Origin of the sequence: Vibrio salinus (assembly GCF_021272385.1) — a bacterium.
Taxonomy (GTDB): domain Bacteria; phylum Pseudomonadota; class Gammaproteobacteria; order Enterobacterales; family Vibrionaceae; genus Vibrio; species Vibrio salinus.
Map to the genome: position 1 here is coordinate 494899 of NZ_JAJSDZ010000010.1, position 22186 is coordinate 517084.

Consider the following 22186-nt stretch of genomic DNA (forward strand, 5'->3'; position numbering starts at 1 on the left):
TCTTTAACGATCGCCGTTCATGAGTTCGCGTTTTAGTTCAACAATATTGGCGTAATCTTTTTCTGTTGCCGGTGTGATATGTTGTTCGCCTCCGACCGCTTTCACCCAACATTCATGGTGATTTTTATCCAGATCCCTGATTGCTTTTATCAGTTTGGCTTTAAACCCGGATGGCAAGTCGTGGCGTACCAGAATTGGCCCATTTGGGATCAGAGGAGAATGCCAGATAATACGAATTTTTTTCATCAAGTCCGGATGATCCATGCGCATCAGACGGCCAAATGCTCCGGCACTGTAGCCTTTGTTATAATCCCCTACCATAGAGGTCCAGGTAACGGCTCCGTCGAATTGTCCGTTTAATACACCCAGAATGTCTTGTTCATGGCCGCCGGAAAAAGTGGTAGAACTGAAGAAGTGGTTATAGTCACTGTCTTTACTGCCACCGAATTTCTTTTTGAATTCATGGTTAGGAATCAGAAAACCGGAGGTGGAATCGGGGTCGGCAAAGCCGAAAGAGTGACCTTTTAAATCGGTCAGTTTTTGGTATGGGCTGTCAGCACGGACAACCACCACGGAGTGGTAACCTTTAGATTCGTCATGGTCGTCAGTCAGAATCCCCATCACATCAACTGCTTTAGGATTGCGAATATAAACGGAAGCGTATGCGGATGGAGACATGCTCAGAACCATGTCGATTTTACCACCAACCAGACCTTGAATAACGCCTGAGTAGTCAGAAGAATTACGCAGTTTTGTATCGACACTTAATGTTTTATCAAAATAAGATTTGACGCACATGTTATCGCCAATCTGTTGAGTGGCATTCTGTCCGCCCAGAATTCCTAAATTTAACTCGCGAACTGAAGCCGAGCTGACGGTACTGTGTGCCATAATAAGAGTCCCGAGCAACAGAGAAGCAAAAGAACGTTTCATAAACTGTTTTCCTTGTTTGTTAAATATCAATGCCTGTTGATTAAGCGGCTGTTGGTTGTTGTGTGTAGATTCGTTGTTGTACCGAGTCGTCTAAACCGTCGGGAGAACCATCATAGACGATCTGCCCTTCGGCAATACCAATAACTCTTGAGCAATATTGTTTTACTAATTCAATAGAATGCAGGTTAATCATTACTGCGATATTCTGTTGGCTGATTTCTTTCAGAGCGGACATAACACGATGAGTATTTTTGGGGTCAAGTGAAGCAACCGGCTCATCCGCAAGAAGAATTTTAGGGTTTTGCATCAGTGCTCTGGCAATCGCGACTCGCTGACATTGACCACCGGAAAGATTTTCTGCCCGTTGTAAAGCGTGATTGATGAGACCTGTCCATTCGAGAAGTTCTATTGCTTTTGCAACATCGTTTTTGGGAAATAGTTTAAGCATTGAGCGAATGGTTCCGGTTTCACTCAAGCGTCCCAGCAGAACATTGGTAATCACATCCAGCCTGGGAACCAGACAGAAGTCCTGAAAAATCATGCCGCAGACAGCCCGCCACTGGCGTAGGTCTTTACCTGATAATTGATGTACCTGTTTGGCGTCGGGATCATCAGGAAAACCGATTATTTCACCCGAAGTGGTTTCAACGGTACCATTGAGCATATGAAGTAAGGTCGATTTTCCTGCCCCTGAACGTCCGACAATTGCAACCAACTCTCCGGCATGCAGGTCAAACCGGAGACCTTTGATGACCTCTTGTCTATGCCCGTAAGCTTTTCTTAAATTGATAACCGATAAAACTTTTTTAGTTTGAGAAGGACAATGTTCAGCCACGGGTGTCTCTCCGATATTGAATAATTTTGACAGTCGATTATCTCAACAAATGCATTTTACAAATATGTGACAGAAAAGTGATGATATTGATATGTGCGTTAACTTTTTGTTTTTTAAATAAAAGAAAATTTTTGATTTTTATGGGTGACTGATTGGATATTATCTAGGTGAATGACACTTGTTTTGGATCTGGTTGCTTGTCTGTTTGTTCTGGCAAAGCCTTAAGGATATGCTTATTTTCTGGAAACATTATTGTCAGGAAGAGCGTATATTTATGCCAAGCTCCTCCAGATACGCGGTCAGCATTGAGGCAATGTGCTTTGAGAATTCTTGCATTTCAATAGGGGATCTAGGTTGTGAAGAATAACTTTTTCCAACCGAGCCCAGCGTTGTTATGATGACATCATTGATCATTTGGCTGTCACTTTCTGGGATGTCAGGAGCCAATTCTTTGAGAAATTTCAGTGAAATTTGCTCAGAAGATTGTTTGGCTTTTTTTGCTTCCGGTGAATTTCGGTATAGTGGCGCGGCATCATGCAGTGCAGTTCTTATATCAGACTCTTCGCATTCAGAGTGAATAAATGAATAAACCAACTTATTCAGTCTATCCGCATGTGACAGAGAATGGTCTTCCAGAATTCGTTGTAGAAGATTGGAAGTTTCCTGCCATTCATCAGACTGAAGCTGAAATAGAATAGCCGCTTTGTTCGGGAAGTACTGGTAAAGTGAGCCGACACTAACGCCGGCTCTTTCTGCCACTCTGGCTGTCGTAAAACGACGGATACCTTCACTTTTTAGTATCTGAATGGCAGCTTCCAGAATTGATGCAACCAACTCGGATGACCGGGATTGTTGAGGTGTTTTTCTTGATGTTAGTGCCGGGGATTGGGGTTTATTCATGCTCGTGATTCCTTAATCGAGAATGGTGGTTGAATTCACCGGCAGTGAATATGAGTGGTTATTTACGGTAATCAGAGACATTAATTTCCCATTTCTTTAATTTATTGTACAAACAGTTTCTTGATATCTGAAGTGTCTCTGAAGTCTTACGGATGTTTCCATTGTTTTCAGTTAGTAGTTGTATAATGTATGTTTTTTCGTTGCCTTCCAGACTGACAGAACCTGAACGAACAGCCCTTGTTTCTGACTGACGGTTTTTACTTTTGTTCACCAGGATATCATTTGCATGATAAATACCGTCACTGTCAGTTTGTTTTATGGTTTCTTTCTGCAGAAATTCTTCAGGCAGATCTGAGATATCAACTTTTAGCCCTGAGTTCAGATTGATCAGCCTCTCGATGATATTTTCCAGTTCACGAATATTACCTGGCCAGGAATAATCAGCCAGTGTTTTTAAAGCTTCTTTTGTAAATGATGGCTGAATTTTTTTTAATGAATTACAAATTCGTGAAGAGAAAAATTCAATCAGATCCCGTATATCCTCTGAACGTTCCCGTAGTGGTGGAATTGGAATGGAGATAACGTTGAGCCGGTAGTATAGGTCGCGTCGAAAAGCGGAATTATCAATTGCTTTGATTAAATTGCAGTTGGTTGCAGCCACAATTCTGACATTGATTTTATTGGGCTTAGCTGCACCAATACGAATGACTTCGCCTTCCTGAAGTACCCGTAACAGGCTGGTTTGAGCTTCCAGAGGCATTTCACCAATTTCATCCAAAAATAGTGTTCCGCCTTCAGCCAGCTCAAATTTTCCGGGAGCCCCTCCGCTTCTTGCTCCGGTATAGGCACCATCGACATAACCAAAAAGCTCACTTTGAACCAGATCTTTTGGTAGAGCCCCGCAGTTTACTGCGATAAATGGTCCGTTTCGTCTTCCACTGTTATTATGAATAGCCTGAGCAAACAGCTCTTTCCCGGTACCGCTTTCTCCGGTGAGTAAAACGGTGCTATTGCTTTGGCTTGCTTTTTTCGCTTTTCCCAGTGTTTCCTGTAATTTTTCTGAGTGCCCGATTATCCTTTCAAAGGTATACGATGCTCCGACCCCCATAACCCGTCGGGTAATGTCGCGGATTCTCTGATTTTCTTTTAAAGAGATTACCCGGTTCCCATTCGGACTCTCAACTAAAGAGATCAGGCAATTGATACGAACGTTTGAGGACAGATTAAAAATGACTTCCCGGTCATTACAGGGTGGAATTCCCAGTAGTGTTGTGTCTTCCGGTTTTAGTTCCCGGTCAATATGTTTGCCAATAAGCTCAAATTCATCAAAAACCTGGCGGGCATACCGGTTGGCTATTTTTATGATTCCCTTCGAATCAATGACCATGACGCCTTCATTTAATGTTTCCAGAATAGAGCATTGCTCTGAAAGCAAGTCCTGAAGAATAAGTTGTTGGCGAATGGAACGGGCTGCCGCATGAACCGTTCCTAATGTCTGATGATTGAAATTATCCTGAGTTGACGTCAGAGTAAGAACGCCAATCATTTTCCCCCGGGCGTTCTTTACTGGTGCCGCAGCGCATTGCATATAACGTTTTCTCAGATCTATTTTCCAGTTTTCTCCACTGACGATATAGACTGGTTTTTTTTCAATAAGGCACAGGGCAGTACAGTTGGTTCCCTGAACATCTTCACGGAGGATACTACCTATTGGTGTTAGATTCTGGCCACAGTAACAAAGAGTCACTCCTGAAGAATCTGTCAGGTTGATATGACCATCGGGGTTGTAAGCAAGGAGATCCTGCATCACTTCTTTGGCGATTTCAATCATTTCCCGGTTGCGGAATAAAATGGGAGCCAGTTCTTCTTCAGTCACGGTTTTGTCATAGATAGTACTGAAGGGATTAACATTATGCTGTAAGGAACGTTGCCATGAATTGAGAATTAAGGTTCTTATTCCCTGTGGTTCACTACCTTCTAAAAACTTATTCCATGCTAATAACAATTGTTCGTTAATTTTATCTGCTTCGCATGCCTTAGGTAACAGATTAATTTCGTCATACCACTTTTGATCAGTGTTTTCTTTCATAACTGAATCTGTCTGACTCATAACTATACCAACTCTGTCATATGCTCATGTTCACTTTTATTACATGTAATCATTTAGTGTCATTAAAGTGAACATATATATGCTAAAAGTAACCGTTTGGATCACAAAAAAAGACGATATTTTTTGGCACGTCAGTTGCTATTAGATCAGCGTGCTCAATTAAACAGATTGGTGAAATTCGCCTGTTATGTACGTTGGGTACATAAACGTGAAACATAAATAATAAAATCCTTTCATCCAAGTTAAAAAGTAAGAAAAAGCAATTGCTTAAACTTATAAAGGAAACAGAATGAATAAACATAATATCTTGTATGCTACTTTTATATGCTGCATCGCATCGTTAAGTGGCGTTATGCTGGGGTACGATGCCTCAGTTATCTCTGGAGTAATTGAACCTTTAACGAAACATTTCACTTTAAGCCCTGCTGAAAGCGGATGGGCCGTATCTAACGTGCTGTTCGGTTGTATATTTGGCGCGTGGATCGTTGGTGCGATTTCAAATAAATACGGACGTAAAGTCACATTGATTTTTGCGGCGATTTTATTTCTTATTTCGGCCGTCGGCTCTGCTCTGGCAACCAACTTCTTCTGGTTCGTCGTTTACCGAATGATTGGTGGATTTGCAGTGGGTATGGCATCGGCTATCACACCGTTGTATATCGCAGAAGTTTCTCCAAGAGATTACCGTGGTCGTATGCTGGGTTTACAGCAGTTGTTAATGGTTGGCGGCCAGTTGGTGGTGTATATCGTTAACTACGGTATCGTCAGAGGTATGGATCCAGAATGGGTGACGTCTTTAGGTTGGCGCTGGATGCTGGCGTCTGAAATGGTGCCGATTGCCATGTTCCTTATCCTGGTTTTCTTTATGCCGGAATCCCCACGCTGGTATGCGATGGTTAATAAAGACAAAAAAGCTTTGGGCGTATTAAGCCGCTTGTCTAACTTAGATCATGCGAAACAGCTGCTGAGTGAAATTAAAGAATCCATTAACCTGGAGCAGGCTCAGGAAAAAGTCAGCTTAGATGCCAGACAGATCCTGACTAACCCAAAAACCCGTTTTATCGTATTAATCGGTTGTGTAATTGCGACCCTGCAACAGTTAATCGGTATTAACATTTTGCTGTATTACGCACCATCTCTGCTGAAAAACATTAACGCCGACATCCAGGATTCATTGTTCCAGAGTATCTTCCTGGGCGCAGCGAACTTCTTCGGGGTGAGCATCGCGTTATTCCTGGTAGACAAAGTCGGCCGTAAACCATTACTGAAATTCGGTACCATCGGATGTGCTATCTGTCTGGTTCTGACGTCTGCCGCGTTCGTCATGGGTATCAAAGGTTACTTCCCTGTTGTTACTCTGGTTCTGTTCGTCTTTATCTTTGGTCTGACCTGGAGCCTGGGGGCCTGGTTAATCATGTCTGAAATCTTCCCAAATCGCATGCGTGCCGTTGGTATGGGAATCGCGTTCAGTGCTATGTATATCTCTAATTTTGCTGTGACTCAGTCATTCCCGATGATGAATCGCAGCGACTATCTGATGGAAAAATTCAATGGCTCATTCCCACTGATTATGTGTGCCGTGTTCTGTATTGTCGGTTTCTGGTTTGTTGGTCGGTTCCTGCCTGAAACCCGGGGTGTGTCACTGGAGAAAATCGAACCTCTGATGTTATCAAGATCAAAACGCTTCCGTGAAGAAGCGGAAAAAGAAAAATCGGAAAAACAATCCGAAGTTGTCATGAACTAAAGGTGAAAAAATGAAAGATTATCAACTGTCTGTCTGCTCAGAAATGGTGTTTTTAGATTTACCGTTTATTGAGCGGGTAAAGAAAATCCACGCACTGGGTTTCGGAGTAGAAATTTGGGACTGGACTAACAAAGACATCGACGCCATCGTTGCTACCGGTGCCAAAATCAACTCAATGACTGGCTACATCTCCGGTAACCTGACGGACGACGATGAGATTGAAAACCTGCTGAACACAGCGAAAGAGTCCATCGAAGTGGCTAAACGTCTGAACTGTCCGGCCCTGAACTTCCATGGTACCGGTCTGGGTGAAGGCGGTATTCCGGTGAAACCGGTGGAAGTGGTGACCGGGGAGATGTGGCTGAAAGCTGAAGACACCATGCGCAAACTGGCGAAACTGGGTGAAGACGCCAGCAAAGTGTTCACACTGGAAAACCTGAACCTGGAAGTGGACCACGCCGGTACTCCGTTTGCGAAAGCGATTGACACCTACACGCTGGTGAAAGCGGTAAACAGCCCTTACGTCAGAATGAACCTGGATCTGTACCATGCGCAAATCGGTGAAGGTAACCTGATTGAGCTGGTCAGAAAATGCATTGACTATGTGGGTGAAATTCAGGTTGCTGACGTCCCGGGACGGATGGAGCCGGGCACCGGTGAAATCAACTATCCGGCGATTGCCAAAGCCATCCGTGAAGTGGGCTATACCGGCAATATCGGTATGGAAGCGTGGGCCTCCGGTGACTCTGAAGTGGCACTGCAACGCTTTAAAGATGCCTTTAAGTAGACATCCTCACGAATAACAAAAATAAGGGGGGCCGTCAGTGCGGCGGTCTCCGGAAGATATAACGTATTACCTCTAACAATAAAACATAAGGATTCATTATGTATAATGTTGCTCTATTTGGCGCAGGACGTATTGGTCAGGTAGTTCACTCAGTGAACATCGCTGAACATCCTGAAACCAATCTGTACTCTATCGTTGACCCGTTTGCTGAAAACGCGAAGAAAATTGCGGACAAATACGGCTGTAAAATTCAGACGGTAGAAGAAGCGATGGCAGACCCTGCTGTAGATGCGGTTCTGATTGCGTCGGCAACAGATACCCACGCAGAGTTAATTGAACTGGCGGCAAAAGCAGGCAAGGCAATCTTCTGTGAAAAACCGGTTCACCTGGACATGGCGCGTGTTGACCAGTGTCTGAAAGTGGTTGAAGAGAAAAAAGTACCGCTGTTCATCGGTTTCAACCGCCGCTGGGATCCACAGTTTAAAGCCGTGAAAGACCGTGCCGGTCTGGGCCAGATTGGTAAAGCGGAATCGCTGATCATCACATCCCGCGATCCATCACCACCACCTGTGGAATACATCAAAGTGTCCGGTGGTCTGTTCCGTGATATGACCATTCATGATTTTGATATGGCACGTTACATCATGGGTGAAGAGCCGGAATCCATCTACGCGTGTGCGTCTAACATCGTCGATCCGGAAATCGGCAAAGCGGGCGATGTGGATACCTGCTTTATCGTGATGCGCTTCCCATCCGGCTCAATGGCCACCATTTCAAATACCCGTCGTTCCGGTTACGGTTATGACCAGCGTCTGGAGCTGCACGGAGAGAAAGGTGTCCTGATGGCGAAAAACCTGAACGAAGACGAAGTAGAGCTGTGGACAGAAGCCGGTTGTGACTATGCGAAACCGGTATTCTTCTTCCTGGAAAGATACAAAGCGGCGTACATAGCAGAATGGGCGCACTTTGTGGACGTAATGAATGGCAAAGCCGAGCCGGCGACGACAGGTTATGACGGTAAACAGGCACTTTATCTTGCGGATAAAGCGTATGAATCGCTGAAAACCGGTAAAGAAATCAAACTGTAATTTTACCGTTTGCTTCTGCTCCGGAATGAGCGCCGGAGAATACACACGCCCCGGCGCTCAGGCTCAGAGCATTAAATAAGAATGGCATCTGGAATGGATTATTTTTCAGATGTCTTACTCATTCTCTCTTCTGTTTTGGAATAGCGTGATGGATAAAAATAAAGTGAAACTGGGTATTGCACCCATTGCCTGGACAAACGATGACCTGCCCAGCTTAGGCGGCGATAATACGTTTGCACAGTGTGTCAGTGAAATGGCGCTGGCCGGCTTTACCGGCAGTGAAGTGGGTAATAAATATCCAAAAGATCCGGCCGTGTTAAAAGAAAAACTGGCGCTTCGCGGCATTCAGATTTGTAACGCCTGGTTTAGTACGTTCTTTGCGGACGGTAAAGAAGACGAAACGATTGACGGTTTCCTTTCTCATATGAACTTCCTGCATGAAATGGGCGCGAAAGTGATTGGCTGCTCAGAGCAGAGTGGCAGTATTCAGGGTACCGACAAAGCCGTTTTTGATGACAAACCGTCATTTAATGAAGAGCAATGGCAACGGGTGGCAGCCGGTTATAACAAACTGTCAGAGTTGGCCGCAGAAAAAGGCATGAAAGTGTGTCTGCACCACCATATGGGTACCGCCATTCAGACTCCGGCAGAAATCGATAAGTTTATGGAAGTCACCGATACTTCCGTAGGACTGCTGCTGGATACCGGTCATATCTATTATTCCGAAGGCAATCAGCAGGCCATCACAGATGTGTTAAGCAAATATGTGAAACGTATTCCACACGTTCACCTGAAAGACATCCGTGATGAAAAACGGGCACAGGTGATTGCAGAGCACCGCAGCTTCCTTGACGGAGTTCGTCTGGGTGCCTTTACGGTTCCGGGTGACGGTGTTATTGATTTTAAACCGATATTTGACATTCTTGATAAGAATCAATACGAAGGCTGGATGGTGGTTGAAGCTGAGCAGGATCCTGCGGCTGCGGATCCACTGGAATATGCCCAGAAAGCTCGTCAATACATTAAAGACGTTGCAAACCTTTAATTTTTCCTCTGAAAGTCGGGCGTATAGCGCTCGGCTTTATCTATTTTCAATGTTATTACTGAACTATGGAATATGCAGATGAATAGTGAAAGTACTCATGATATTTGTGAAGAACAAATTATTTTTAGTGAGACAATAACAGTAATAGTAAAAGAAGATTTTTATGATTATTATGTGGATATAATAAAAGCATTTGAGGAAAGAGCTAAAAAGTCATATAAAATTCCAGAAATCAAATATATTCTGCTAGACAGTTTAGATGAACATAGTATATCTGATTCGTTAGATATGGTGTGCGAAATGAGTAAATTGGTTTTTCTTTTAATATCATTACCAAAATCATTGCATTCAAAAGTAAGAGGGATGAGAGAGAATGGAATGATATTTATTAATTTATTTGGAAAAGGTTTGCTTAACGATATATCAGCTACGATTGATGTTGATTGTGATAAGTGTGGAAAATTAGCTGGAGAATATGCGTTGGCATTGGCAAATGAAACGCATGAGTTTGCGGTTGTTATCGATAATGATAGCGATGGTTTAGGAGAAATGATTGAAATAGGATTTCGAAGGCACTTAAGGTCTAATAATATATTTAGTCTTAATGAAATAATGTATAGCCAATCAGATACAGGAAAGTTGACAAAAGACCTTAATTCATTTCAAGGGTTAAATTTTATACTTTGTTTGTCAAAATATCCTAAGCAGATTAGTTATGAATTAAAAAATTATAAAAATAATAATTCCTGTATCGTTTTTTATGTATCATTAGGATATTTAGCAACAGAAGAGATATCTGAAGGGGTTTTTGATATTGTTTATAAAGTTGATCTTAATTATTTTTCAAATTTTTTACTGGAATGTATTTCTAAAATTAATAATCCGAATAGAATAGGAAATACTTTAAAGTATCATTTCCCTATGCATCTGTTACATAGTGATCATTTTAATAGAAGTTAATAGGTTATAAATTCATTTTTTCTGTAAGATGGTATGACCTACTCGTTAATTTTATTTAAATATATATTAATGATGAAAGCACTAAATAAAAGATAAGGCCATAGATTAAAAATTACCCTTTCCTAAATTTCAACGATAGCTTTCCTTTTGTCTCTGTGAGTCTTATAAAGCAACCAATATGCATTTAAGTTAATATTGAGCTACTTATAAAATGTTTTTTGGGTATTCTTTCTGAAGTGGTTTCATTCTGAAACTCCTAATCTATCCTCTTTTGCTAGTAACGTTTGAATTTAAGCAAGTATTAAATGTCTGTATATGATAGCGTTGAGAGAATATCATTATTTACGATGAGATAAACATAAATAATGAAATAGGCTCAATTCATTGTTAATGTATTGGGATATACTGATTTTAAATTGAAAAATAGCTAAAGTTTTTGCAATTCTGTAAGTTAAAGATATATCGGCTTAGAAAGAGTTTTATTTAGGAGTTATAGCATAGCGCTATTAATATGATTTTTCTTATTCCCCGCATTTGTTTTCTGTCTTTTTTTGTTGTCACGTTATGGTGGATACCAGCGTCTTATGCTGAAGAGTCTCCTGATTCTATTGTTATTCAGCTACGTTGGTCTCATCAATTTCAGTTTGCCGGATATTATGCCGCAATTGAAAAAGGGTATTATCAGGAAGAAGGTCTGAATGTCAGGTTGTTAGCTGGGAATCCACAACGTCAGCCAGTCCCCGAAACGTTGTCGGCAAACGCTCAGTATGGTGTTGGAAATAGTGAGGTGCTATACCAACGCTTGCTGGGAAAGCCACTTGTCGCTCTGGCAGTTATATTTCAGCATTCCCCCTCAGTTCTGCTAACGTTGAAAAGCTCAGGGATCCGTTCTGTTCATGATCTTGCCGGTAAAAAGATCATGCTAGCAAATAAAAATGAAGACGCTGATTTTTTAGCAATGTTTCTGAATGAAGGTCTGCCGTTATCTCAGCTTAATATTATTCCCAGTACTTATCATCTGGATGATCTTGTCACGGGTAAAGTTGATGCGTTCAATTCTTATCTGACCAATGAGCCGTATTTTTTAAAGAGGCATAACATTGCTTATAATGTGATAGATCCTGCATCTCATCATGTTGATTTTTATAGTGATATATTTTTTACTACAGAACAGGAACTTCACTATCATCCTGCCAGGATTAGATCGATGCTCCGTGCGACACTGAAAGGATGGCATTATGCCTTAGAGCATCCAGATGAAATCATTGAATTGCTTAAAACAAAGTACAAAGTCAAACAGACACGCGATCATTTACGTTATGAAGCCAATGAGATGCGTAAGTTAATCATTCCCGACCTGATACAGATTGGTCATATGAATCCAGAACGCTGGCAGCATATGGCCAATACTTTTGTGGTATCCGGCATGGTGGATAACACGAATAATCTTAATGGATTCATATATCATCCGGAACCGGATTATATTCCGGACTGGGTTGTGTCTGTTCTGTTTTTTGCTTTTTTAATGATGGTATTAGCCATCACTATTATTTTTTATTTTCATCGTTTTAATCGCCGGATGTCAACAGCACAAACTAAATTATTACAAAGTGAAGAGCGGTTTAAAGCGCTGAGTGAGGCGACATATGGTGGCATTATTATTCATGAACAGGGAAAAATTCTTGAGTGCAATAATGGTTTGACGGACATAACCGGATTTTCTTATTCTGAGCTACTTGGATCAGATTGTTTTAAGCTGGTTGATCCTAACGATATTAAAACGGTTACGGATAATATTAACAATGGTTTTACCGGGAATTATGAAGTTACCGCTATACGCAAAGATAAAACCCGGTTTCCGCTTTCTGTCAAAGGGAAAAATATAGTCTACAAAGGACGTTCTGCACGGGTAATTGAAGTGATTGATATTACTGAACAGAAAAAAATTGGCGATCAGTTAAAACTGGCTGCCAGTGTTTTTACCCATGCTCGTGAAGGTATTATGATTACGCAACCCTCCGGAATCATTGTGGATGTTAACGAAACATTTACTCACCTGACTGGCTATGAACGTCATGAGATATTGGGAAAACACCCGAAAGTGTTAGATTCCGGCCGGTACAATGACGGATTTTATCGTGAGCTTTGGGATTCATTACTCAGCAACAGGCACTGGTCTGGTGAACTTTGGAATAAGCGTAAAAACGGAGAGTTTTTTGCTGGTCTGGTGACAATTAGTGCAGTATTAGATGTGAATGGAAAAATTAAAAATTTCGTCGCATTGTTTTCCGATATCACGCCAATGAAAAATCATCAGGAGCAGCTTGAGCATATTGCCCATTACGATACGTTAACGAACTTGCCGAATCGTATGTTATTGGCAGACAGGTTACATCAGGCCATGATACAAAGCCGGAGACACAGCCGGTCAGTTGCGGTTGCGTACCTCGATTTAGATGGTTTTAAAGCGATAAACGATACTTACGGCCATGATGTTGGAGATGAATTGTTAGTACAGTTGTCTGCATTAATGGCACGAACGTTAAGGGCCGGTGATACGCTGGCCAGAATTGGTGGTGATGAGTTTGTTGCTGTCTTGGTTGATATTGAAAAATACAGTGATTGTGAGCTGATTCTGAAACGCTTGTTACAAGCGGCAATGAGGGCTGTGTCTGTACGTAGGTATACTTTACAGGTTTCTACCAGCATAGGAGTGACATTATACCCTCAGGATGGCGTGGACGCTGATCAGTTAATGCGACATGCCGATCAGGCGATGTATATTGCCAAACAAATGGGGAAAAACCGGTATCATTTGTTTGATATTCACAAAGACAAGTTCATTCAAACTCAACATGAAACGATAGAACATGTCCAGAAAGGGCTTGAGCGATGTGAGTTTGCTTTGCATTATCAACCAAAAGTAAATATGAAGACCGGAGAGTTGTTTGGTCTTGAAGCACTAGTACGATGGCAGCATCCTGAGCGTGGACTGGTTTATCCGGGCGAGTTTCTTCCTGTCGTTGAAAACCACCCTATCAGCCTTCAATTGGGAGATTGGGTACTTGATACGGTACTAAAGCAAATTTCAGATTGGAAATCAGTTGGTTTAGATATTACGGTGAGTGTCAACATTGATGCATTTCAGATACAGCAGAAGAGCTTTGTACAGAAATTGTCGGCGGCTCTGGATAGTTATCCCATGGTCTCACCTTCTTCACTTCGTTTAGAAATTTTGGAGACCAGTGCTTTAGGTGATTTGTCGGAAGTGCTGGCGATCATGCGCGAGTGTATAAGAATTGGTGTGCATTTTTCTCTGGATGATTTTGGTACTGGTTTTTCATCTTTGACTTATCTAAAACGTTTACCTGTTGATTTATTGAAAATTGATCAAAGTTTTATTCGTGATGTGCTGGATGATGCTGATGACCGGGAAATTGTCCGGGGGATTATTGGTTTGGCATCAGCATTTAATCTGGAAGTAATGGCTGAAGGGGTAGAGAGCATTGAACACGGTACTCAGTTGTTAAAGATGGGGTGTCATCTTGCTCAGGGCTTTGGCATCGCAAAGCCTATGCCGGCAGAAATTATTCCTGAATGGATAACAGACTGGACACCAGATCCGGAATGGACGCAAAAGTCGGTATATAATCAGGAAAATTAGGGTTATCTGGGTATATACCGATATGCTTTGATATTAATGCTTATAAGTATTTTGCTCTGTTTCGCTGTTTGCAGTGAGATCGCCGGCTGGATTAATGACATGTGGAAGAATTTTAGGAAGGTTAAGCTCAATATCCTTATTTTCAACCGGATCAATTATTTCGTTATACCAGCCAAGTAGCCCCATAACAGAATAACCGACAGCTTCATCATTATCCCTGTGTTCCAGAATTATTTGAAGAAAGCGCAAAATGGCTTTTTCATTCGTTTCTGCTTGTTTTAATGTTTCGTGGAAGATCTCTGTTGCTTCGGCAACTAAACCTTCAAATTCAGTCTCGATTGCGATTTTAAATGAACCGCCATCAACGGAAATTCGCATAAAAATTAACCTGTTATTTGTTTGTTTCCAATTCTAACGAATAAACTGCTTTGTGTCCTGAAGTTCATTGTCTTCTGGAGAAAACAATGAAATTAGTCAACCGGGAAGTAGTTTGTTTTAGCTAAAGTCCGAGCATTATATTTAACTCTGAGATGATTAAGTAAATCCTCCGTTCCTTTAGTGAGTTTCACATAAGATTCCTGACGTGCTTCTGCTTTGATTCTGTTAGCAAAAAACGGGAACCAGGGAAGGATGTACTCCCCTAATAGTTCGGAAATATGTTGCTCCTGATCATCATCTATGAGCATAGCCAGTACCATCAACATCAGCCCCAGATGATCTTCCGGATCGGTAAATCCTTCCCGAAGTTTAAGTCCGCAATGTTCAATGAAGTCACAATATTTCTTTGTTGACGGACCATTGAGATTGGAATCCTGATCTAAATAGATGGAGCTCCAGGGGGGAACGGAAAATGGAATGGAGGAAGAGAATAATCGGGAAAATTCGTTTTTCAATTTTGTTTTATCAGCGATTTTGAAAGCATTTAAAACAACATTGATATCATAGATTGGTGTTTCAACATCGTGTTGAAAGTAAGTATTCAGTTGAACTTTCTCGAAGTCATTGGGGGGGTAATAATATAATGCACCATATAAACGGCACACAATGACCAGTTCATCTTTTTTTAGTTCATTTAGTTGCACAAGAAGCCCATATTTTTCTTTCCAAACACTATCAGGTTAAGATAACGCGAATACTCGTAAACATCTATAGTGTGATAGATATTATGATATGCATCAAAGCACCTTTCCTATTGTTAGTTATATTACCTAGCCTGATTTACTCTATGAATCAACCAGATATCAAAGATTTTTTTATTTTCTTGATAGTATCCCAAGAATAAATTTTTCATTTAAATTTATTATAAAAAATTTATTTTAAGATGTACTATTGTGAGTGAAATCCTAATGTTTTTAGACTGTAACTGTTGTTATGAGGTGTCTTCTAAAAGACAGGGATTTTATCTTTTATTTTGTCTTTGGAATATAAAGACATTCACGGGATCCTGCGTCCTTGAATTTAGTCGTAAGAAAGGACTAGTGATCTTTCATTTATTAACAGAAAAGTGTGAGTATTTATGATTAAGAGAATCAATATATTCTTCTTAGGAATTATGGTAGTGCTTATCGTGCTCAGCGGCTTAGGCGTTTATCAATACCTTTCTGGGTGGCGTACCGATAATGTCCGGGAATCCGATCGTATTCTTGTAAATACTGTCAAGCAATCCTATGTTACGGTGTTATCTTCCATAGGTGCTCAGTCTCAGGCGTTAGCACATTCAATTCTTTTTGACCCTAATGAAAGTTTCAATGAAGAGCAGGTCCTTGCTATGTTGGAGAAGGTAAAAAAAACCAATCCGGCATTTCAGGATGCATACATTACGAATGACAATGGTGAACTATTCGGCACCTTAAATGGTGGGGGATGGCTGGAAAATTTCAGTGCCAAACAACTGGGACGTGAGTGGTTTCTGAGTGTTATGGATCACGATGTTCCTTTTAATGTCAGTACGCCTTATAAATCCCGTGCGGGATATCTGGTGATTACAGTGAGTTCTGCAATCCGGTTTGATAATAAAAAAGTGGGTGTATTTGGAATCAATGTTGCGTTGTCTCAGATAATGCCAGATTTTGGATTAAATTATGCGATAACAGATAATCAGGGTCAGGTATTACTGTCTGACGGTGTTGCAAAAGACTGGTTATATAAAGACATTTTCCAGATTCGGCCTGAATACAAAGAGGCAGGAGATGTTCCTTTGCAATATCAGGCACCGTCCGGGCACTGGTTTAGTGTGTCAAAACACAAATTGAGTGATGGAAATGATTTGTATACGATTTTGGATTTGGATAGGGCGATCTCAACAGCCAATAGCCTTATTTTCTTAATGATATCAGCATTAGTTATTATTGGTTTGGCATTGTCGGTTGTCGTTTATATTATTTTAAGAAGAGAATTACGATATTTGCCAAATGTTGTAGAAGTGATTGGTGATATGGCTAATGGTAAATTTAATAAATTTACTATTCCAAATGCGAATAATGAATTGGATGTCATTACGAGTTCACTGACTAAATTGCAGTCGGTTATCTCTGGTGTAGTGAAATCGTCTGACTCCGTATTAAGTCAGTTAAGTGTGAATCAGACTCAAATATCTGAAGTCATTAAGACTAACTATCAGAGTGCTCAGAATGAGCTGGCTGAAATTGAACAGGTTGCAACTGCGGCGACTGAATTATCGGCAACTGCAGAGGATGTTGCTCATCACGCTCAGGAAGCGGAATCATCAACATCATCAGGTATGGAAGTGATAGAGTCCAGTACCGGAACATTAACCCGTTCAGAAGAGATTTCGTTGAGGGTAACGGATTCAATGGCTAAATCCGTTGAATTGGTAAATGTGTTGAGACAGCATGCGGAAAATATCAGCTCCGTTGTCGATGTGATTAATAATATTTCTGAGCAGACAAACCTTCTGGCTTTGAATGCTGCTATTGAAGCTGCCAGAGCTGGTGAGCAAGGTCGTGGTTTTGCTGTGGTTGCTGATGAAGTCAGAGCGCTTGCGGCAAAAACTCAGCAATCGACGGTGAATATTCAAAATATTATTGTGAAGTTGCAGGAACAGTCTCAAAAAGCAGATGAATATATGACTCATAATTCTGAGCTGGTTGGAGAATCGCACCAGATTACCCAGGAATTGTCAGAAGCATTTGGTTTGATTAAAGAGAAAGTTTCTGCGCTTTCCGATGTCAATTCAATGGTTGCAACGGCTTCAGAGGAACAGTCTTCCGTTACTCAGGATATTTCTCAGCGTCTGGAGGAAATTAATACTATTGTTCAAAATAACCTTCAGAATACGGAACAGACATCAACGGCAAATGATGAAATTTCTCAGTTAGTGGAAACCCTGAAAAACGAGCTGGCTTTCTTTAAAAGCAATTAATAAATAAGTATCAGTGAATCATTATTTAAAAAAACCAATCGATTATGATTGGTTTTTTTATTGGTACTGTCTTTAATAGAATGTATCCAGAATAGATCTGTAAAAGGAATAGATATGACTCAGTCTGTTGTTATTACCGGAGCTAACCGGGGAATCGGTCTTGAATTGGCAAGGATATATCTCAAAAACGGATGGAATGTTTTTGCAGTGTGCCGGCAACCAGGCAAAGAACTTGAAGCCTTGGGTGTGGACATTATTAGTAATATTGATATCTCCAGTTCGGACTCTGTTAAACAGTTAGTTCATGCTCTAAGTGTTCGCGAGATTGACTTACTTATTAATAATGCCGGCATTCTTCGTGATGAACAACTTGGCTATTTAGATTTTGATTCAATTCAGGAACAGTATACAGTTAATGCTTTGGGGGCATTACGTGTGACAGAAGGGTTATTAGGGAATTTGTCGAAGGGAAGCAAAATTGCTTTGATAACCAGCCGGATGGGCTCGATTGCTGATAACAGTTCTGGTGGTCGCTATGGATATCGTATGTCGAAGGCTGCATTGAACGCTGCGGGTAAATCTTTGTCTGTTGATCTTAAATCCAGAGGAATTGCAGTCGCGGTTTTACATCCGGGGTATGTTCAGACAGATATGGTCGGAGGCCGGGGTAATATATCGCCACAGGAGGCAGCGAAGAATTTGTCCCAGAGGATAGAGCAGTTGTCACTGGATACATCAGGTACATTCTGGCATTCCAGTGGTGAAGAATTATTATGGTAAATATTAGTTAGTCGTTCTCTTTTGGGTAAATAAAACCAATTGAATTATGAGAGAAAATTATTTGAGTGACTTAAGACTTTCTTAAGAAAACCTGAATAGTATTAAACCGGAAAATAATCTAATAGTTGGAAAAGAGGTTAGTATGGACAGTTTCGTGTGGGATAAGTGGGTTCGGTTTACTCACTGGAGTGTGGCTTTACTCTTTATCATTAATTATGCAATTACTAAAGCAGGGAGTGAAATCCATCAGTGGGTTGGTTATGCCGTCGGGGTATTGGTGCTATCCCGTCTGATATGGGGACTTCTGGTTCATTCACCTGCCAGATTAACAAATTTTCTCCCGTCAATTCCACAGGCTATTCAGCATATAAAGCAGGTTATAGATGAACGAAAAGATGAACATACGGGGCATAATCCAGCTGGAGCGATAATGATTTGGCTGCTTTGGAGTGGACTTCTGGCTTTAGCGGTTTCAGGTGCATTGATGGAAAACTGGTACGCTGCACCGTACTGGTTGGAAGATTTCCATGAAACGGTTGCCAATTTAACTTTCTTTGCAGCTTTGATTCACGTGAGTGCCGTTATTCTGATGACCAAAATCACAGGCCGCTCTTATCTGAAGAGTATGAAGCCAATCATCAAAAAATAGGCCCTTTTAACAGGGCCCGGGAATTAGTTATCGAGTGCAATGGTTGCCTCGGCTTTATCCTCTTTCTGACCGAGGCGGCTATTAAGCAAGAATACTCTTTGGGGATCAATACCCTGTGAGTTTACCAAATAGGTTTTGACGTTTGATGCTCTTGAATATGCCAGCTTTGTTAATGCTTCTTCTGATACGTTTTGAGCGTTAACCAACTGATTATACATTGTGATATGGAGGCGTTTTTCTATTTCATTATCACTGACCTCCAGATCCTGTTCAGATTCTTTCAATTGTGATTCAATTGAGTCTCGTAAGGTATCAACGACATCACCAAATTGATGTATATACAGCGCTGTCAGACTGTCAATCAATGGACCTTTTAACGGTAGACGGCTGGCTGTCAGATCTTCTGGTAACTCAGGTAATCCACTGGATTTTTGTAGTTGAGCCTTAAATTGTATTTCTGCCAGAGCAATTGCATCCTGATTTTTTGCTACATGACCTTCAACACTTAATTTTAGTTTTGGTCTTTCTGTTAACGCCTTCGCTAGTTTACTTAATCTGTCTTTTTCTTCTGACTCTAATTCTGCTGTTCCGGGAGCATATTGAACAACATTGAGCTGCTCATCACTGCCTATCAGATTGGCAAGAAGAGAGAATGGAGCAGTAACGGCTTTGACAATAATATTTTTGATGGCGGTTAAAACAACACTTCCGATACCGAAACTTGGATCATTGATGTCCCCTGAAACATTCACGCCCAGATCAATGACACCATTACGGTCCTGTAACAAAGCAATAGCCAGTTTGACGGGCAAACTGGTTGCCAGTTTTGAATTACTCGGTTTTCCTAGCTGTAACTGATCAATGTAGATGTGATTTGAGCCTTTTAACTGATTCTGTTTTAGCCAGTAATTGAGGGTCAAAGACATTTGCCCTTTATCAATATAATATCCTGCATAGGTTCCTGAATATGGGTTAACGGATGTCAGTTCAGCCCCTTTTATATCCAGTACCAGATTCAGATATGGCGTATTCAGCAGAGGGTTAATTTCTCCCTGAATTTTTATTGGTGCATATTTATCCAGCTTTCCTTTCAGATCAACTTTTGCTGCGGTATTGGCACTTGATGTAAGTCTACCTATATAACCATTGATGCTATTGATGCCCGAAGCAAAGTGAGGTGTTAAGGATTGATCTGCAAAGTATGCTGACCCGTCTTTGATAAGTATCTTGTTTATTGCAATGCGTAGTTTTTTGTCTGCCTGAGCTTTGTTGTGTTTTTTCTTGGTGGACTCTGTCTGAACTTTGCTTGCCGGTTTTGCTTTCGTTTCCTGAGTGCTGTTTTTTAATATGTCGTTAATGTTTGTATTCTTTTTCTTATCAATCAGAACCTTAGAGTAAGGTTTTGTGAATGTGACGGAATCAATACTTAAAGACGATTTTTTCTGGTTGTATGCCAGATTGTGGATGGCCATATCTGACCAGGTTAAAAAAGGTTTGTTTTCAAGTTTATCGTTGATATGCAGATGACTGATACCAATATTTCCGGCAAATTTCAGATTATCGCCTGTGAATGAGGCTTCAAGTTTTCCTTCTGTGGAAAACTGCCCTTTTATTAAGTCAATGTTTACATAAGGTTTTAAGTAAGGCTGTATATCAGACAGGTCTATATTTGTGATTTTTATATTGCCATTAATGGTTTGTTGTTGGCTGTTTAGCAAACCTTGTCCGTTTATATTTCCGACAATTGGTTTTGGCTCAGTTTTTGTTGTGCTGAATAATCCAAGATTTACGCTGTACTTGATCGGGGTCGCCAGATCGCTGCGAATATCCGTTAACTGTATGTTTACCGGGTTCAGATGCCATTTCACTTTTTTCGCAATGGCATTATCGATAACGGAAAACTGACTGTCCGACATTTTAAATTTATTTAAAATTACCAGCCAGCTTTTTTGATAGTCCGTGCTTATGCTGGGTTCTGCTTTAGTATTGGAACTGGCCGGAATGGAAGGCTCATCTGTTGCATTAGAAGATTTTTTGTAGAGTTTAGTCAGATCAATTCCATTTTTCTCTAGTTCACTCCGAATAATGAATTTATCCATTTGGACTGAATTTATTTGAACGGCTTTCTTTGTGCTGTCAGCACTTATCTGAGCAATTTTCAGGTTTGCCAGTGAAACCACTGGTTTTGACTGGTGTGTATTTAAAAGCAGGTCAGAAAGAGCCAGTTGCCCATTTTTTGTACTAAAGTTGAGAGTCTGGTTTTTCTCTGTAATTAGAATTTGTGTCGAAAAGTCCAGTTTCCCCGATTTCAGCTGTCCATTAATGTAGTCCTGAGCATAAGGCCAGACTGAAGGTAAACCAAAGTGCTTAACCGATAAGCCGGAATCAATCTTTAACGGATATAGCTGAAACCGGCCTGTGATATCAATAAGATGTTGTTGTATTCCTTTGATGCTCAGAGCAAACCAATTGAAGTCAATTAATTTGTCTGTTGAGGTGCCTGCTTTTTCTGTTCGATCAATTGGGGCAAGTGTATTGATATTGTTTAGAGAGAAGTTAATATCAGGATATTGGAAAGTGACACTTTTACTTTTATCGTTATAGGTAACCGAACCATGCGCGATGGTTATTTTATTTGCTTTAAACGCAAATGGTGAGCTTTGAATTTCGGAACCGGTTTGAGGGGCTGATGAGGATGAATCGGAAGTCTTTTGTTTCTCCAGATTGTTTATAATATCCTGAAAGCTAAAGACGGTGTTTCCTTTCGTCCCTGCATAAGAAGAAAGGTTTATTTTCGGCGTGGAAAGTGTCATGTAATCTAATGTTGGGGTTAGCGTAAAAACGCTTTTCCAGAATAGAGGTTCAAATTGCAGTTGTTTGAAACGAACAAACGCCAAGTCCGATTTTTGTTGCGATATTTTGAAATTATTAACCGTGACACGTAATAAAAATGGGTTGATGCTAATCTTTTGGAGACTTACGGAACGTCCTGTCTGTGTTGATAGTTGTTCCGGAATTTGTTTTTCCAGAATTAAAGGAGAAATGACACCAATAAGAAGAAGAAAAACAGCATAGGTTAAAACGAAATAGGTTGTAATACGTGCATACCCGGGCAGTTTTTTAAATTTTTGGTAGAATTTTCTTATCGAATCCTTCATCTTTTCCCCAACAGGCAATGACTTTCTTTTTGTTATTTAAATTATTGAATAATTTCAGGGAGAGTTAAAGGCGAAAGTAGCAGCAATAGAATAAATATTATTGGAAGTTGAACTAATGCTGCTTCTTATAGTGTAAAGCTTTATGTTCTGA

The 22186-nt window shown here is 40.7% G+C and carries 16 protein-coding genes; 9 read left to right on the forward strand and 7 right to left on the reverse strand.

The features are described from left to right. Positions 1 to 3 precede the first annotated feature (3 nt). The 4 genes from phnD to LRQ06_RS15695 form a co-directional block, all read right to left on the reverse strand. On the reverse strand, positions 4 to 933 hold the full coding sequence (gene phnD / locus LRQ06_RS15680) for a phosphonate ABC transporter substrate-binding protein (RefSeq protein WP_232767992.1): 930 nt from the start codon (positions 931 to 933) through the stop codon (positions 4 to 6). A gap of 40 nt (positions 934 to 973) precedes the next feature. Continuing rightward, positions 974 to 1768, reverse strand: a complete 795-nt coding sequence (phnC, locus tag LRQ06_RS15685; RefSeq protein ID WP_232767993.1) for a phosphonate ABC transporter ATP-binding protein — start codon at positions 1766 to 1768, stop codon at positions 974 to 976. A gap of 255 nt (positions 1769 to 2023) precedes the next feature. Continuing rightward, the gene (locus LRQ06_RS15690; RefSeq protein ID WP_232767994.1) at positions 2024 to 2668 is read right to left on the reverse strand and encodes a TetR/AcrR family transcriptional regulator; all 645 of its coding nucleotides are present in this window, start codon (positions 2666 to 2668) and stop codon (positions 2024 to 2026) included. Positions 2669 to 2726: 58 nt separating this feature from the next. Then, a complete protein-coding gene (locus tag LRQ06_RS15695) occupies positions 2727 to 4778 on the reverse strand; it encodes a sigma-54-dependent Fis family transcriptional regulator (RefSeq protein ID WP_232767995.1) in 2052 nt (683 codons plus the stop codon). A gap of 289 nt (positions 4779 to 5067) precedes the next feature. Between LRQ06_RS15695 and LRQ06_RS15700 the strand changes: the two genes are divergently transcribed. The 6 genes from LRQ06_RS15700 to LRQ06_RS15725 all read left to right on the forward strand — a co-directional run bounded on the left by LRQ06_RS15700 (position 5068) and on the right by LRQ06_RS15725 (position 14066). Continuing rightward, on the forward strand, positions 5068 to 6522 hold the full coding sequence (locus tag LRQ06_RS15700; protein WP_232767996.1) for a sugar porter family MFS transporter: 1455 nt from the start codon (positions 5068 to 5070) through the stop codon (positions 6520 to 6522). 10 nt (positions 6523 to 6532) lie between these two features. After that, positions 6533 to 7309 (forward strand): TIM barrel protein, encoded by a 777-nt coding sequence (locus LRQ06_RS15705; RefSeq protein ID WP_232767997.1) that lies wholly within the window; start codon positions 6533 to 6535, stop codon positions 7307 to 7309. 98 nt (positions 7310 to 7407) lie between these two features. Continuing rightward, on the forward strand, positions 7408 to 8397 hold the full coding sequence (gene iolG, locus LRQ06_RS15710; protein WP_232767998.1) for an inositol 2-dehydrogenase: 990 nt from the start codon (positions 7408 to 7410) through the stop codon (positions 8395 to 8397). Positions 8398 to 8545: 148 nt separating this feature from the next. Then, positions 8546 to 9442 carry a myo-inosose-2 dehydratase gene (gene iolE / locus LRQ06_RS15715; RefSeq protein ID WP_232767999.1) on the forward strand — a complete coding sequence of 299 codons (897 nt, stop codon included), beginning with the start codon at positions 8546 to 8548 and terminating at the stop codon, positions 9440 to 9442. 78 nt (positions 9443 to 9520) lie between these two features. Continuing rightward, a complete protein-coding gene (locus LRQ06_RS15720) occupies positions 9521 to 10402 on the forward strand; it encodes a hypothetical protein (RefSeq protein WP_232768000.1) in 882 nt (293 codons plus the stop codon). A gap of 511 nt (positions 10403 to 10913) precedes the next feature. Then, entirely contained in the window at positions 10914 to 14066 is a 3153-nt protein-coding gene (locus LRQ06_RS15725; protein ID WP_232768001.1) for an EAL domain-containing protein, read from the forward strand. A gap of 33 nt (positions 14067 to 14099) precedes the next feature. Here LRQ06_RS15725 and LRQ06_RS15730 read toward each other — a convergent pair whose 3' ends face one another. Both LRQ06_RS15730 and LRQ06_RS15735 read right to left on the reverse strand, forming a co-directional pair. Beyond that, the gene (locus LRQ06_RS15730; RefSeq protein WP_232768002.1) at positions 14100 to 14444 is read right to left on the reverse strand and encodes a hypothetical protein; all 345 of its coding nucleotides are present in this window, start codon (positions 14442 to 14444) and stop codon (positions 14100 to 14102) included. A 92-nt stretch (positions 14445 to 14536) separates the two neighbouring features. Beyond that, entirely contained in the window at positions 14537 to 15148 is a 612-nt protein-coding gene (locus tag LRQ06_RS15735) for a TorD/DmsD family molecular chaperone (protein WP_232768003.1), read from the reverse strand. 434 nt (positions 15149 to 15582) lie between these two features. Between LRQ06_RS15735 and LRQ06_RS15740 the strand changes: the two genes are divergently transcribed. The 3 genes from LRQ06_RS15740 (at position 15583) to LRQ06_RS15750 (ending at position 18877) form a co-directional block, all read left to right on the forward strand. Beyond that, complete coding sequence (locus tag LRQ06_RS15740; protein ID WP_232768004.1) at positions 15583 to 17448, forward strand: methyl-accepting chemotaxis protein; 1866 nt, start codon at positions 15583 to 15585, stop codon at positions 17446 to 17448. A gap of 114 nt (positions 17449 to 17562) precedes the next feature. Then, on the forward strand, positions 17563 to 18228 hold the full coding sequence (locus LRQ06_RS15745) for an SDR family oxidoreductase (RefSeq protein WP_232768005.1): 666 nt from the start codon (positions 17563 to 17565) through the stop codon (positions 18226 to 18228). Between the two features lie 142 nt (positions 18229 to 18370). Then, the gene (locus LRQ06_RS15750; RefSeq protein ID WP_232768006.1) at positions 18371 to 18877 is read left to right on the forward strand and encodes a cytochrome b/b6 domain-containing protein; all 507 of its coding nucleotides are present in this window, start codon (positions 18371 to 18373) and stop codon (positions 18875 to 18877) included. Between the two features lie 23 nt (positions 18878 to 18900). Here LRQ06_RS15750 and LRQ06_RS15755 read toward each other — a convergent pair whose 3' ends face one another. Next, positions 18901 to 22035, reverse strand: coding sequence for a DUF748 domain-containing protein (locus LRQ06_RS15755; protein WP_232768007.1), 3135 nt, complete (start codon positions 22033 to 22035; stop codon positions 18901 to 18903). Positions 22036 to 22186: the final 151 nt, after the last annotated feature.